This window comes from Sphingomonas panni, from assembly GCF_022664435.1.
In the GTDB taxonomy this organism is placed as follows: Bacteria; Pseudomonadota; Alphaproteobacteria; order Sphingomonadales; family Sphingomonadaceae; genus Sphingomonas; species Sphingomonas panni.
The window spans coordinates 649,535-663,100 of sequence record NZ_JAKREU010000001.1 but is presented as its reverse complement, the minus strand read 5'-3'; the positions used below and the strand labels follow the sequence as shown (position 1 = coordinate 663,100).

At 67.0% G+C, this 13,566-nt stretch carries 10 protein-coding genes; 8 read left to right on the top strand and 2 right to left on the bottom strand.

Features of this window, described 5'->3' with window-relative positions; translation table 11 throughout:
* The first annotated feature begins 33 nt into the window (after window positions 1-33).
* The 6 genes from MF609_RS03240 to MF609_RS03215 all read left to right on the top strand — a co-directional run bounded on the left by MF609_RS03240 (window position 34) and on the right by MF609_RS03215 (window position 6,837).
* The gene (locus tag MF609_RS03240; RefSeq protein ID WP_242414862.1) at window positions 34-333 is read left to right on the top strand and encodes an integration host factor subunit alpha; all 300 of its coding nucleotides are present in this window, start codon (window positions 34-36) and stop codon (window positions 331-333) included.
* A gap of 10 nt (window positions 334-343) precedes the next feature.
* Window positions 344-709 (top strand): MerR family transcriptional regulator, encoded by a 366-nt coding sequence (locus tag MF609_RS03235; RefSeq protein WP_242414861.1) that lies wholly within the window; start codon window positions 344-346, stop codon window positions 707-709.
* A 71-nt stretch (window positions 710-780) separates the two neighbouring features.
* Window positions 781-3,300 (top strand): penicillin-binding protein 1A, encoded by a 2,520-nt coding sequence (locus MF609_RS03230; protein ID WP_242414860.1) that lies wholly within the window; start codon window positions 781-783, stop codon window positions 3,298-3,300.
* Window positions 3,301-3,357: 57 nt separating this feature from the next.
* Window positions 3,358-4,485, top strand: a complete 1,128-nt coding sequence (gene prfB / locus MF609_RS03225) for a peptide chain release factor 2 (RefSeq protein ID WP_242414859.1) — start codon at window positions 3,358-3,360, stop codon at window positions 4,483-4,485.
* A 1-nt stretch (window position 4,486) separates the two neighbouring features.
* The gene (locus MF609_RS03220) at window positions 4,487-5,233 is read left to right on the top strand and encodes a class I SAM-dependent methyltransferase (protein ID WP_242414858.1); all 747 of its coding nucleotides are present in this window, start codon (window positions 4,487-4,489) and stop codon (window positions 5,231-5,233) included.
* Between the two features lie 500 nt (window positions 5,234-5,733).
* The gene (locus MF609_RS03215) at window positions 5,734-6,837 is read left to right on the top strand and encodes an ATP phosphoribosyltransferase regulatory subunit (RefSeq protein WP_242414857.1); all 1,104 of its coding nucleotides are present in this window, start codon (window positions 5,734-5,736) and stop codon (window positions 6,835-6,837) included.
* Between the two features lie 40 nt (window positions 6,838-6,877).
* Here the strand turns inward: MF609_RS03215 and MF609_RS03210 are convergent, their stop codons facing one another.
* On the bottom strand, window positions 6,878-7,375 hold the full coding sequence (locus MF609_RS03210) for a Ros/MucR family transcriptional regulator (protein WP_242414856.1): 498 nt from the start codon (window positions 7,373-7,375) through the stop codon (window positions 6,878-6,880).
* A 269-nt stretch (window positions 7,376-7,644) separates the two neighbouring features.
* Here MF609_RS03210 and MF609_RS03205 point away from each other — a divergent pair, with 269 nt between their 5' ends.
* Window positions 7,645-9,009 carry a PAS domain-containing protein gene (locus MF609_RS03205; protein WP_242414855.1) on the top strand — a complete coding sequence of 455 codons (1,365 nt, stop codon included), beginning with the start codon at window positions 7,645-7,647 and terminating at the stop codon, window positions 9,007-9,009.
* 59 nt (window positions 9,010-9,068) lie between these two features.
* Here MF609_RS03205 and MF609_RS03200 read toward each other — a convergent pair whose 3' ends face one another.
* Window positions 9,069-11,786, bottom strand: a complete 2,718-nt coding sequence (locus MF609_RS03200; protein ID WP_242414854.1) for an Rne/Rng family ribonuclease — start codon at window positions 11,784-11,786, stop codon at window positions 9,069-9,071.
* 468 nt (window positions 11,787-12,254) lie between these two features.
* Between MF609_RS03200 and MF609_RS03195 the strand changes: the two genes are divergently transcribed.
* Entirely contained in the window at window positions 12,255-13,532 is a 1,278-nt protein-coding gene (locus MF609_RS03195; protein ID WP_242414853.1) for an N-acetylmuramoyl-L-alanine amidase, read from the top strand.
* The last annotated feature ends 34 nt before the right edge of the window (window positions 13,533-13,566 follow it).

Sequence of the window (13,566 nt, the reverse complement as noted above, 5' to 3'; positions counted from 1 at the left end):
GGATCGGCGTAGTTCGAAAGGGAAGAAGAACCGATGGCAACCGATGGCACGCTGACTCGCGCGGACCTTGCCGAGGAAATGCACCGCGAAATCGGCCTTTCGCGTGCCGATTCCGCACGAGTCGTCGAACAGATTCTCGGCCATATGTGCGACGCGCTGTCCAAGGGCGAGAACGTCAAGATTTCCGGCTTCGGCAGCTTCGTCCTGCGCGACAAGGGCGAACGCGTCGGTCGCAATCCCAAGACCGGCGTCGAAGTGCCGATCGCCCCGCGCCGCGTCCTGACCTTCCGCGCCAGCCAGATGATGCGCGACCGCATCCTCGCGACCGGCTGATCGGACCGGATTGGCGCCCCCCGTCGACAAATCGGCCGACGCCTATCGCTCGATCGGTGAGGTCGCGCGCGAACTGGGGGTGCCGCAGCACCGGCTGCGCTATTGGGAAGGCCGCTTCCCGCAGATCAAGCCGCTGACCCGCGCCGGCGACCGCCGCCATTACCGGCCGGCGGACGTGGCACTGCTCCGCCGAATCCACAGTTTGCTCGGCGAACAGGGCTATACCGTGCGCGGGGTCCAGCAATTGCTGGCGCAGGAGGCGAAGGCGCCGTTGCCGGTCGCGCCGGCCCCCCGCCGCGCTGCGCGCATCACCGAACTTCGCGCTATCCGCGCGCTCCTGTCCGATGCGCTGGCGATGGATGGGGTGGGGCGGTAAGGAATGACGAAGGGGGCACGGGATCACGCCCGGCTTTCCCCCACGCCCAAACCTGCTAAACCGCGCGGGCGATGAGCGTATCCGACACCGAAGCCACCCCCGACGCCGCCCGAGAGGGCCGGCGCGCCCGTTTCGCCCGTATCCGGCGGCGGTGGTGGTTCCGCCTGCCCGCGATCGCGCTGTTGCTGGCGGGGATCGCCGTGTTCCTCATCTGGCTGCTGCTGTGGCGCACGCTGCCGTCGGTCGATTCGCTGCGCGCCTATGAACCGCCGCTGCCGACCAATGTGCGCGGCATCGAGGGCGATCCGATCCACAGCTATGCCCGCGAACGGCGTGTGCAGTTGTCCTATGCCGAATATCCGCCGCTGCTGGTCCGCGCGTTCCTGGCGGCGGAGGATCGCACCTTCTTCGAACATCACGGCGTCGATTATCCCGGTATCGCCGCCGCGATGCTCACCAATCTGCGTCGCGACGGCCGCCCGATCGGCGCGTCGACCATCACGCAACAGGTGGCGAAGAACCTGCTGCTGACCAACGAGGTCAGCTATGTTCGGAAAGCGAAGGAGGCGCTGCTCGCCTATCGCATCGAAAGCGCGCTGACCAAGCAGCAGATTCTCGAACTCTATCTGAACCAGATCGCGCTCGGCCGGAACGCGTTCGGCGTAGAGGCGGCGTCCCATGCCTATTTCGGCAAGGATCTGCGCGAACTGATGCTGCCGCAAATGGCCTATCTCGCGATCCTGCCCAAGGGGCCGTCCAACTATACGCCCGAGCGCGGCTATGACCGGGCGATCGGTCGGCGCAACTGGGTGCTGGGCGAAATGGAGCGCAACGGCTTCATCACCGCCAGCCAGCGCGCGAACGCGGTCGCCCAGCCGCTCGGCACCATCCCGCGCCAGACCCCGCGCAAGGAAACCGCCGGCGGCTATTTCATCGAGGAAGTGCGCCGCCAGCTGCTGAACCAGTTCGGCGAGAATGCGAAGGACGGGCCGTACAGCGTCTATGCCGGCGGCCTGTGGGTGCGTACCTCGCTCGATCCGAAGATCCAGCAGGATGCGCAGGACGCGCTGCGTTCCGGGCTGATCCGCTTCGATTCGGGGCGCGGCTGGTCGGGACCGCTCAACAAGCCGCGTGCCGAGGTGGACGCGGATAACTGGCAGTCGGCGCTGCTCAACACCAATATTGGCATCGATTATCAGGATTGGCAGGCGGCGATCGTCATCGCGAAGGATGGCGGCGAGGCGCGGATCGGCTTTGCCGATGGGCGGACGGGCGTCCTGCCGCGTGGCAACGCCGTGATGCCGGTGCGGGGGCAGGGCGGCACCGCCTTTGCCGCGATCCAGCCGGGCGACATCCTCGCGGTGGCCCCCGCCGGCAGTCAATGGTCGCTGCGTTCGGTTCCGCGCGTGTCGGGCGGCATGGTGGTCGAGGACCCGCGCACCGGCCGCATCCTCGCGATGCAGGGCGGGTTCGACAGCCGCATCCAGTCGTTCAACCGCGCGACCCAGGCGATGCGCCAGCCCGGATCGACGATCAAGCCGATCGTCTATGCCGCCGCGCTGGAGGCGGGGATGACCCCGGCCTCGATCATCGTCGACGGGCCGTTCTGCGTGAATCAGGGCGGGCGACTGGGCCAGAAATGCTTCCGCAACTTCGGTGGCGGCGGGGCCGGCCCGCACACGATGCGCTGGGGCGTCGAACAGTCGCGCAACCTAATGACCGTCCGCGCCGCGGCGCAGACCGGCATGGACAAGGTCAACGACCTAATCCAGCGCGTCGGCGTCAGTGACGAGAAGTTTCCGCCCTATCTCTCCTATGCGCTGGGCGCGGGCGAGACGACCGTCATGCGCATGGTCAACGCCTATTCGATCCTCGCGAATCAGGGGCGCGAGCTGAAGCCCAGCGTCATCGATTTCGTGCAGGACCGGCGCGGCAAGGTGATCCTGCCCGAAAACTGGCGCGCCTGCGACCGCTGCAACGCGCCCGACTGGGACGGCAAGCCGATGCCCCGTCCGCAGATCAAGTCGCGTCAGGTGGTCGAACCGATGAGCGCGTACCAGATGGTGCACATCATGGAGGGGGTGATCCAGCGCGGCACCGCCACCACGCTTCGCGACCTTAACCGTCCGATCATGGGCAAGACCGGCACCTCGACCGGCCCGACCGACGTATGGTTCGTCGGCGGCACGCCGCAGATGATCGCCGGCCTCTATCTGGGCTTCGACACACCGCGCAATCTGGGCGGCTATGCCCAAGGCGGTACGATCGCCGCACCGATCTATAAGGCATTCGCGGTAAAGGCGTACAAGGACATGGAGGTGCTGCCGTTCCGCGCGCCTGCCGGTATCCGCATGGTCCGTATCGACCGTGCCAGCGGTCGCCCGGTCTATGGCGGCTGGCCGACGACCGATCCCAAGGCGGCGATCATCTGGGAAGCGTTCAAGCCGGAGACCGAGGCGCGCCGCGCCACCGGACGCCTCGGCGAAGCGCGCCCGCCCGTCACCCGCGACCCGACCCGCGCCGCGCCGCAGCCCAAGGCGGCGCAACCGCGCGACAGCGACTTCTTGCAACGCGAAGGGGGAATCTACTAGCGCGCGCCCTATATCGGCGGCATTCCCCCTGATTACGCTTATTCCCGGAGTTTTCCCATGCGCGCCGAAGCGCAAGCCCATGTAGACAAGATCAACGATGCCCTCGCGCTGCTGCGCCGCTTCCTCGACTGGGACCGCGCGTTGCGCCGGCTGGACGAGCTGAACGCGCGCGTCGAGGATCAGGCATTGTGGAACGATCCCAAGGCCGCGCAGGACGTGATGCGCGAACGGCGCCGGCTGGACGAGGCGATCACCGCGACCCGCGACATCGAACGCGACCTCGCCGATACCGTCGAGCTGATCGAGATGGCCGATGCCGAGGGCGACAGCGAAATGGCGGAGGAGGGCGTCGCGAACCTCGCCGAGCTGGCCAAGCGTGCCGATCATGACAAGGTCCAAGCGCTGCTGTCGGGGGAAGCGGACGGCAACGACACCTATATCGAGATCAACGCCGGCGCCGGCGGGACCGAGAGCCAGGACTGGGCGGGGATGCTGCAACGCATGTACACCCGCTGGGCCGAACGCCGCGGCATGAAGGTCGAGCTGGTCGACCAGCATTCGGGCGAACAGGCTGGCATCAAGTCGGCGACCCTGCTGATCAAGGGTGAGAATGCGTACGGCTTTGCCAAGACCGAGGGCGGGGTCCACCGCTTGGTCCGCATCAGCCCCTATGACAGCGCCGCGCGTCGCCACACCTCGTTCGCGTCGATCTGGGTCTATCCGGTGATCGACGACAATATCGAGGTCGAATATAACGAAAGCGACCTGCGCATCGACACCTACCGCGCGTCGGGTGCCGGTGGGCAGCACATCAACACGACCGATTCGGCGGTGCGTATCACGCATATCCCGACCGGCATCGTCGTGCAGTGTCAGAACCAGCGCTCGCAGCACAAGAACAAGGCCGAAGCCTATAACCAGCTGCGCGCCCGGCTGTACGAGCGCGAGCTGGCGATCCGCGAGGCGGAGGCCAATGCCGAGAATGCGACCAAGACCGATATCGGCTGGGGCCATCAGATCCGTTCGTACGTGCTGCAGCCCTATCAGATGGTGAAGGACCTGCGCACCGGTGTCGTCTCGACCGCGCCGGGCGACGTGCTGGACGGCGCGCTCGATCCGTTCATGGCCGCCGCGCTGTCGCAGCGGGTGACCGGTGAATCGGTCGATGTCGAGGATGTCGACTGAGATGCGTCGCGCCCTCCCGTTCGCGCTGCTGATGCTGGCCGGTTGCGACGCGACGCAACCGACGCCGGCCGCCAATGCGCAGCGGGAGGACAAGCCGACCTTTCCCAAGGCCGACCGGCCGGTGGCAACGATCGTCTCGGCACGCTGGTCGACCGAGGAATCGCGCGACCGGCTGAACGAAGCCGAACTGGTGATGGACAAGGCCGGCATCGCGCCCGGCATGACCGTCGCCGATATCGGCGCGGGCGAGGGTTATTACACCATCCGTCTGGCGCAGCGGGTCGGCGACGACGGCCGCGTGCTGGCCGAGGACATTATCCCGCAGATTCGTGACGCGCTGGCGCAGCGGGTCGCGCGCGAACGGCTGGACAATGTCAGCGTGCGGCTGGGCGAACCGGACGATGCGAAGCTGCCGATCAACAGCTTCGACCGGGTGCTGATGGTCCATATGTACCATGAGATCGCCGAGCCCTATGCCTTTCTGTGGAACCTGCGTCCCTCGATACGCAAGGGCGGGCGGGTCGTGGTGGTCGATGCCGACCGGCCTACCCAGAACCACGGCACGCCGCCCGCACTGTTGAAATGCGAGTTCGAGGCGGTCGGCTACAAGCTGGTCGAACTGCAGAAGATGCCGTCGGCCGGCGGCTATATCGCGATGTTCACACCCGATGGCCGGCGGCCGGAGCCGAAGGCTATCGTGCCCTGCCGGGTGCCGATGCCGGCATCGCGCGCGCGTTTAAAGGGCTGAGTCCTATTCATGGGATGTGGTTGTGGCTGGCGAGGATGGCGCCGGCCTCCCGATGTACGGCGTCGTCACGGGCAGCAACCTAGCCGGGGCGTGTGAGGATTAGCGGCCTCCCGCTCGGCCGACAGCCGTGCCGGCGGCGTGGCCAGGCGTGCGCCTGATCATGCGTCGGGTGGTAGTCGATCCGCTTGACACCATTGCACTGCCATGCGCGCGAAACGGCGGACGGCTCGCGATCCAACGGTACAGCGATCCGCCGGGACAATAGCCGAGCTTCCTGAAGTGCAGCGATCGAACATCGTTCCGTAAAGGTCAGCTGGCGACAGGGGAACATGACCCAATTGTCGCGGCTGTTGCACTTCATTTTTGAACATGAGCGTGCACGCTTTGCGACGTTGGCCCAGAAGAAGCGGGACCCAGGATGAGGTCCTGACTGCCATGGTCGGTTGGGGAGTTGTCGTCCCCGCTTTCCCGTCCGGCCCGCACCCGCTAGGGGACATACCATGCACGATACCGGCCTCCTCCCCGAAGGGTTTCACGACCGCCTGCCCCCCGCCGCCGACGGCCTGCGTCGTTTCGAAGGGGCGGTGCTGGGCGTGGCGCATGGCTATGGCTATGAGCAGGTCGATCCGCCGCTCGCCGAGTTCGAGGCAGGGCTGGCCGGGCGGCTCAAGGGTACGGCGGCGACCGATGCGGTGCGCTTCGTCGATCCGGTCAGCCAGCGCACGCTCGCTATTCGGCCGGACATCACCGCGCAGGTCGCCCGGATCGCGGCGACGCGCATGGGGCACCATCCGCGCCCGGTACGGCTGTCCTATGCCGGCCCGGTACTCAAACTGCGCGCCGGCGAGCTCGCCCCGCGTCGTGCGCTGCGTCAGATCGGTGCCGAACTGATCGGCCTCGACAGTGTCGGCGCGGCGACCGAGATCGTGACCGTCGCGGTCGAGGCGTTGCGCGCGGCGGGCGTCACCGGCATCTCGATCGACTTCACCCTGCCCGATCTGGTCGCGACGCTGGCGGGCGATCCGCCGGGGCCGCAGCATGACGCGCTGATCGCGGCGCTGGACGCCAAGGATGCCGGCCGGGTCGCGGCGATCGATCCCGCCTATCTGCCGCTGGTCGAGGCGGCGGGGCCGTTTGCCGCCGCGCTCACCCGGCTGCGCGCGACCGACAGTGCCGGGCGGCTGGCGTCGCGGCTTGATGCGATCGAGGCGATCGTGGCCACGCTGCCCGCCGATGTCGGCGTGACGCTGGACCCGACCGAGCGGCATGGCTTCGAATATCAGAGCTGGCTGGGCTTTTCGCTGTTCGCGCGGGGCGTGCTGGGCGAAGTCGGGCGCGGCGGCAGCTATGCCATATGCCATGCCGACGGGCGCGAGGAAGCGGCGGTCGGCTTCTCGCTCTACGCCGATGCGCTGCTCGATGCAGGGCTGGGCACCGAGGACCGGCGGCGGCTGTTCCTGCCGCTTGGCACCGCATCGCCGACAGCGGCGCGGTTGCGGGCGGAGGGCTGGGTAACGGTCGCGGCGCTGGCCGACGGCGATACGCCGCAGGCGCAGCTGTGCACCCATTACTGGGATGGCGACACCGCCCGGCCGGTCGCCTGAATGAAAAGGGGCGACCCGAAGGCCGCCCCTTTGTGATCGCTTACTCGGCGGCCTTGGGCTTGCGGCCGCGGCGCGGCGCGGCGTCGCCGGTGGCTTCGCCGCCTTCGCTGGTCGTGCGCGCCTTGCGGCCGAGACCGATGCGCTTCGCCATGTCGCGACGGCTCTGCGAATAGGTTTCGGCGACCATCGGATAATCGGGGCGCAGGCCATAGCGCTCGCGATAGGTTTCCGGGGTCAGGCCATGGCCGGCGAGGTGACGGCGCAGCGTCTTGTACGGCTTGCCGTCGATCATCGAGATGATGTGGTCCTTCGACGCCAGCGACTTGCGCACCGACACCGCGGCGACATGGTCCTGCTGCGGCGCGGCTTCTTCCGGTTCCGACGTGCCCGATGCGAGTCCCAGCACGGTGGCGTGCATTGTCTGCAGGAATGCCGGAACATCCTCCGCCGCGACGCGATTGTTGCCGTTGTTCAGCCACGCGATGGTAAGTTCGGTTGCCAGCTCGATCGCGTTAAGTTCGGAAGTATCTTCGGTCATGGAGTTCTCCTTGATGGCGGCGAAATGCTACGCGGCCGAGGACAGGTCAATGGCCTTGTCCGCGATAATGTTGATATCGATCAGATACGCGGCAAAAAATCGTCGCCGGCAGCGGACGGCATACGAATTGTTTAGCATCTACCGCTCGAAAGATATCGGACAATCGATCTTGGCAGTCGGTATGTCGTACGATGGCCGTTCGAACGATAACATTGGCGTGAAGCCCCGATCCGGCATAGGCCGGGGCATATGGGGTAATTGATGTGAACATGACAGCGGCCGATATCGATCCGTCATCGCCGATCTGGCACGATATTGCCGATGCGATGCCGGTACTGGCATGGATCGCCACGGGCGATGGGCAATTGTCGTGGGGCAACCGCCGTTGGCAGGAAGATTTCCCCGGCACGATCGGCCGGACTATATGGGATTGTTGTCATGACGGTCCGGGCCGCGTTGCGGTTCGGCGTAGCTGGGAGCACGCCGTGGCTGGCGGCACCCCCTTCAACCTGTCGCTGCCGCTGATCGCCGGGCATATCGATATGCCGGTCCGGTTCGGCGTGCGGCCGGACGGGGCCGGGCGCTGGATCGCGATCGCATCGGGTGAGGAATCGCGACGGCAGGCCGAAACGGCCCGCGACGCCACGCGTGCCGAACTCGACACGTTGACCAATGCCATGCCGCAGATGATCTGGGCCACGCGGCCCGACGGGCATCACGACTATTACAACGCGCAATGGTATCGTTTCACCGGAATGCCCGAAGGCTCGACCGATGGCGAGGGGTGGAACGGCATGTTCCATCCCGAAGACCAGGACCGTGCATGGGCGCGGTGGCGGCACAGCCTGGACACCGGCGAGGATTACGAGATCGAATATCGCCTGCGCCATCGCAGCGGTGCCTATCGCTGGGTATTGGGGCGTGCCCTGCCGGTGCGCGACGCGGATGGCACGATCGTGCGGTGGATCGGCACCTGCACCGACATCGATTCGGCAAAACGCGCGGCCGAACAGAACGACATATTGAGCCGGGAGCTGAGCCATCGGATCAAGAACATCTTCGCGATCATCAGCGGCCTCGTGCGCATGTCGGCGCGACGGATGCCGGCGGTGCGCGACTTTGCCGACGATCTGGCCCGGCGGATCGCGGCACTGGGGGCAGCGCATGACCTTGCCCGGCCGCACAGCGACATTTCCCGCCCGCTGATCGGCGAAGCGACGCTGCACCATGTGCTGCGCGAACTATTGTCGCCCTATGCGGCGGAGCAATGGCGGATCGAGGGGGACGACGTACCGATCGACGATCGTGGTGCGACGCCGGTCGCGCTGATCTTCCACGAACTGGCCACCAACGCCGCCAAATATGGCGGGTTGTCGGTGCCCGAAGGGCGGCTTGCGATCCGGACGCGATTGCAGGGCGATGCGTTGCGGATCGACTGGTGCGAATCGGGTGGACCGACGATTGCCGGCGAACCGCACGCGACGGGATTCGGGACGCGGCTGGCCGCGCTCAGCATCGAACAACAGCTGGCCGGAAGCATTGCGCGCGACTGGCGGCCGGACGGACTCGCAGTGCGAATCGATCTTGCCCGGTCGGCGTTGGTTCGCGAACCGCCGGTCGCGATCGACGCCTGAACGAAAAAGGGGCGGCACCCGATAGGATGCCGCCCCTTCTGTTCGATCAGCGCCGGCGATCAGTTGCCGAAGGTGCGCTGCCACCATCCGCGACGCGGCGATGCCGAACCGTCGGTGGCCGCTTCGTCCGTCGCCGTGTCGGTTGCTGCCGCCTCGGCCGGTGCGGTATCCTCTACCGGAGCGGCTTCTTCCGCCGGCGCTTCTACCGGCGCAGCAGCCTTGCGGCGGGGCGCGCGACGCTTCTTGGGCGCGGCTTCCGCTTCAGTTGGGGCGGAGGCCGGAGCCTCTGCTTCCGCTTCGACGACCGGTTCGGCCTCGACCTTGCGCTTGCGGGTCCGCTTCGGCTTGGGCGCTTCGGCCACCGGCTCGACCTCGGCCTTCGGCGTTGCGGCAGGTTCCGGCGTCACGATCGGTGCGGCGTCGGCCGCCTCTACGGTCGCCGGTTCGGCGATGGCCGCATCGGTTGCGCCTTCGACCTTGGCACGCGCGCTCGGACGGCGGCGGGTGCGCTTGGGTGCCGGCGCGGGAGCTGCCTCCACGACCTCGGGCTCTGCGGCCGGCTCGACTGCTGCCGGTGCTTCGACCGTCGCTTCGGTCACATCGTCCTCGGCCGGCAGGTCGGCAATCGCGCCGGCGCCATCGGCGGCGTCGAACGCACCCTCGCCACGCCGGCCGCCACGACGGCCGCGACGGCGACGCTTGCGCCTGGTGCCTTCGTCTTCCTGAGCGGCTTCGGGCGCAGCGGTGTCGGTCGAAGCCTCGGCATCCGCCTCGTCCTCGGCTTCGCCGTCGACCTCGTCCGAGTCCTCGGCAGTGTCGGCGTCCTCGCCGGCTTCGCCTTCCTCACGGTTGCGACCGCGACGACCGCGACGACGGCGACGGCGCTTGCCACGGCCTTCGCCATCATCGTCGCCACGCGGGGCGCGGGCGGTTTCCTCGACCGCGTCCTCTTCGACCTCTTCGTCGATCTCGTCCTCGATCTCGTCATAGGCGTCGTCTTCGTCGTCGACGATGACCAGCGGCTCGATCTTCGGCGGATGCGCGGGCGGCGGACCCGAAGCCTCGACCGCCATGCGCGCACCCTCGATCTCGGCATCGGGCACGATCTCGACGGTTACGCCATAGCGGTCCTCGACCTCGGCGATGTCCGCGCGCTTCTTGTTGAGGACATAGAAGGCCGCTTCCTGGCTGGCGCGCAGCTGGATCAGCGATCCGCGACCGCGAGCGGCCTCGTCCTCGATCAGGCGCAGCGCCGACAGGCCGGCCGACGACGCGGTGCGGACCAGGCCGGTGCCCTCGCAATGCGGGCACTGGCGGGTCGATGCCTCCAGCACGCCGGTGCGCAGCCGCTGGCGGCTCATTTCCATCAGGCCGAAGGCGGAGATGCGGCCGACCTGGATGCGGGCACGATCGTTCTTCAGCGCCTCCTTCATCGCCTTCTCGACCTTACGGACGTTCGATCCGTGATCCATGTCGATGAAGTCGATCACGACCAGACCCGCCATGTCGCGCAACCGCAGCTGGCGCGCGATCTCCTGCGCCGCTTCGAGGTTGGTCGCGGTGGCGGTCTGTTCGATATTATGTTCGCGGGTCGACCGGCCCGAGTTGATGTCGATCGACACCAGCGCCTCGGTCGGGTTGATGACCAGATAGCCGCCTGACTTCAGCTGCACGACCGGATTGTACATCGCGGCCAGCTGGTCTTCGACATGCGCGCGCTGGAACAGCGGCACCGCGTCGGCATATTGCTTCACCCGCCGCGCATGGGCCGGCATCAGCAGCCGCATATAGTCCTTGGCATGGCGGAAGCCTTCCGGCCCCTCGACGATCACCTCGTCGATATCCTTGTTGTAGATATCGCGGATCGCACGCTTGATGAGGTCGCTGTCACCATAGACGAGCGCCGGTGCCGACGAGGTCAGCGTCTGTTCGCGAATCCCGTCCCACAGCCGCGCGAGATAGTCGAAGTCGCGCTTGATCTCCTGGCGCGAACGCTGGAGCCCGGCGGTGCGGACGATGCAGCCCATCGACGCGGGCAGCGTCAGTTCGGCCATGATCGACTTCAACCGCTTGCGGTCGGCGGCCGAGCTGATCTTGCGCGAAATGCCGCCGCCATGCGCGGTGTTGGGCATCAGCACGCAATAGCGACCGGCGAGCGACAGATAGGTGGTCAGCGCCGCGCCCTTGTTGCCGCGCTCTTCCTTCACGACCTGCACCAGCAACACCTGCCGGCGGCGGATCACGTCCTGAATCTTGTAGCGGCGACGCAGGTTCAGCCGGCGCTGGCGCAGCGCTTCCACGGCGGCATCGTCGCCACCGCCCTTGCGCGGACGGCGCGCCGGGGCCTCGGCTTCCTCATCGTCGTGATGGTCGTCGTCTTCCTCGTCGCGCTCGACGACCTCGACGCCGCCTTCGGCATCGTCGTCATGATCGTCATAGTCGAGGTCGTCGTCATGGTCGCCGGCACGCAGCGCCGCTTCCTCGGCGGCGTGTTCGGCCTCTTCGGCCAGCAGCGCGTCGCGGTCTTCCTTCGGGATCTGGTAATAGTCCGGATGGATTTCGCTGAAGGCGAGGAATCCGTGGCGGTTGCCGCCGTAATCGACGAACGCCGCCTGCAACGACGGTTCGACCCGCGTCACCTTGGCCAGATAGATATTGCCCTTGAGCTGCTTGCGCTCGGCCGATTCGAAATCGAATTCCTCGATCCGGTTACCCTTGACGACGGCGACCCGGGTTTCCTCCCGGTGGCGAGCGTCGATCAACATCCGCGTGGTCATGATAATGTCTCCGGGCGCGCGGGACGGCTGTGCCAGTCGGCGCGCCTAAACGCGCGGCGGGGGTCATGCCCGGTGCCTGCGCGCGATTGCTGGGATATGCGTCTGCTCGCAGGGGCAGTCCGGGAATTTCCGGGCGGACAACCGTCGCCCCGACGCCGGCCGCGACAGCGGCACAGGCGGAACGGGACGGAACTTGCCACATGCGAACATCAACCTGGTTAAACCCCGTGGAGCGGGTACGCTTTGGGGGTGTCGCGTCGGTTTCCCCGAAACCAGGTCCGGGACCGACGTAAATGAGGGCGTAGCACCCGGTTTCGCCAACGGCAACAGTATCGGGGCGTTCGTTACGCTAACGAAGCAAATGCGAATAAATGGTTAAAGTATGATTCATCGTGCTGGTTCACCGCAGGTTGAGCCGGGGGGGGCTAAGAAAATGCTTCGGAAAGAAGAGGGAAGCGGACCCGGTCGATGGATTTGCGCTGGACCGAAACTGCGATTGGACGGCATAGCGCGCCGATGGGCGCATGGCTGGCCTTCCTGTCGATCTGGTTCGGCGTTCCCGTTGCCGCGCAGACGGTGGACAGCGTCGATGTCGGCTCCGACCGCATCACCATCCGCCTCGATGCCGCCGCTACCGCTGCCTCCAGCTTCGTGCTGTCCGGTCCCGACCGCCTGGTCGTAGACCTCGACGGCGTGCGTCCCGGCGGGCGCAGTGAGTCGGGTGGCGGCGTACGCGCGGTGCGACAGGGCTGGCGCGACGGTGGCAGCCGGATCGTGTTCGATCTCGACCGGCCCCTGGTCGTCACCGAAGGTCGCTTTTCCGACGAAGGCCGTCGCCTGACGCTGACGCTGAGCAACGCCGCCCCTGCACGCTATGCCCGTGCGACCACCGCCGGACGGATCCGCTTCCAGCCGCAGGTCGCGATGGCAACTGTGGTGCCGGCATCGTCGTCGGCGGCGATGATCGTCGACCGCCGTCAGCGCGCGACAGCATCGGTCCCTGTGCCCGGCCGTCGGCGCGGCCAGCGGCTTCCCCGGATCGAGGGTGATGGCGATCGGCCGCTGGTGGTGATCGATGCGGGCCATGGCGGGCATGATCCCGGTGCCATTTCTCCCCATGGCGGGATGCAGGAAAAGGATCTGACGCTGAAGACCGCGCGCGCCGTCCGCGACGCGCTGCTGGCGAGCGGGCGGGTGCGGGTGGCGCTGACCCGTGACCGCGACGAATTCCTCGTTCTGCAGGAACGCTATGCGATCGCGCGGCGGCTGGGGGCCAGCCTGTTCATTTCGATCCATTGCGACAGCGCCGACAATCCCCAGGCGACCGGGGCGAGCATCTATACCTTGTCCGAAGTCGCCTCGGACCGCGAAGCCGCGCGGCTGGCCGCGCGTGAGAACAAGGCGGATATCCTCGCCGGCGTCGACCTCGGCCGGCAAAGCGCCGATATCTCGTCGATCCTGATCGACCTGACCCAGCGCGAGACGATGAACGCCTCGGCCGGCTTCGCCCGGTTGCTGGGGCGCGAGGCGACCGGCGTCATCCCGCTCAAGCCCAATTATCACCGCATGGCGTCGCTGATGGTGCTGAAGGCCCCCGACCTGCCGTCGATCCTGTTCGAAACCGGCTATCTGTCGAACGAGGCGGATGCGCAGCGGCTCGATTCGGTCGAGGGCCGCCGCGCGATCGCCAAGAGTGTGGAACGCGCGGTCGAGGTGTATTTCGCGCGGCGGATGGCGGCGCGCTGACCTGACGCTCCAGTGCCCGCAGGGCGATGGCGAT

Bases quoted from the DNA above. Each gene is read 5' to 3' on its own strand.
- MF609_RS03240 (WP_242414862.1), top strand. From the start codon at position 34: ATGGCAACCGATGGCACGCTGACTCGCGCGGACCTTGCCGAGGAAATG.
- MF609_RS03230 (WP_242414860.1), top strand. From the start codon at position 781: ATGAGCGTATCCGACACCGAAGCCACCCCCGACGCCGCCCGAGAGGGC.
- prfB (WP_242414859.1), top strand. From the start codon at position 3,358: ATGCGCGCCGAAGCGCAAGCCCATGTAGACAAGATCAACGATGCCCTC.
- MF609_RS03220 (WP_242414858.1), top strand. From the start codon at position 4,487: ATGCGTCGCGCCCTCCCGTTCGCGCTGCTGATGCTGGCCGGTTGCGAC.
- MF609_RS03215 (WP_242414857.1), top strand. From the start codon at position 5,734: ATGCACGATACCGGCCTCCTCCCCGAAGGGTTTCACGACCGCCTGCCC.
- MF609_RS03210 (WP_242414856.1), bottom strand. From the start codon at position 7,375: ATGACCGAAGATACTTCCGAACTTAACGCGATCGAGCTGGCAACCGAA.
- MF609_RS03205 (WP_242414855.1), top strand. From the start codon at position 7,645: ATGACAGCGGCCGATATCGATCCGTCATCGCCGATCTGGCACGATATT.
- MF609_RS03200 (WP_242414854.1), bottom strand. From the start codon at position 11,786: ATGACCACGCGGATGTTGATCGACGCTCGCCACCGGGAGGAAACCCGG.
- MF609_RS03195 (WP_242414853.1), top strand. From the start codon at position 12,255: ATGGATTTGCGCTGGACCGAAACTGCGATTGGACGGCATAGCGCGCCG.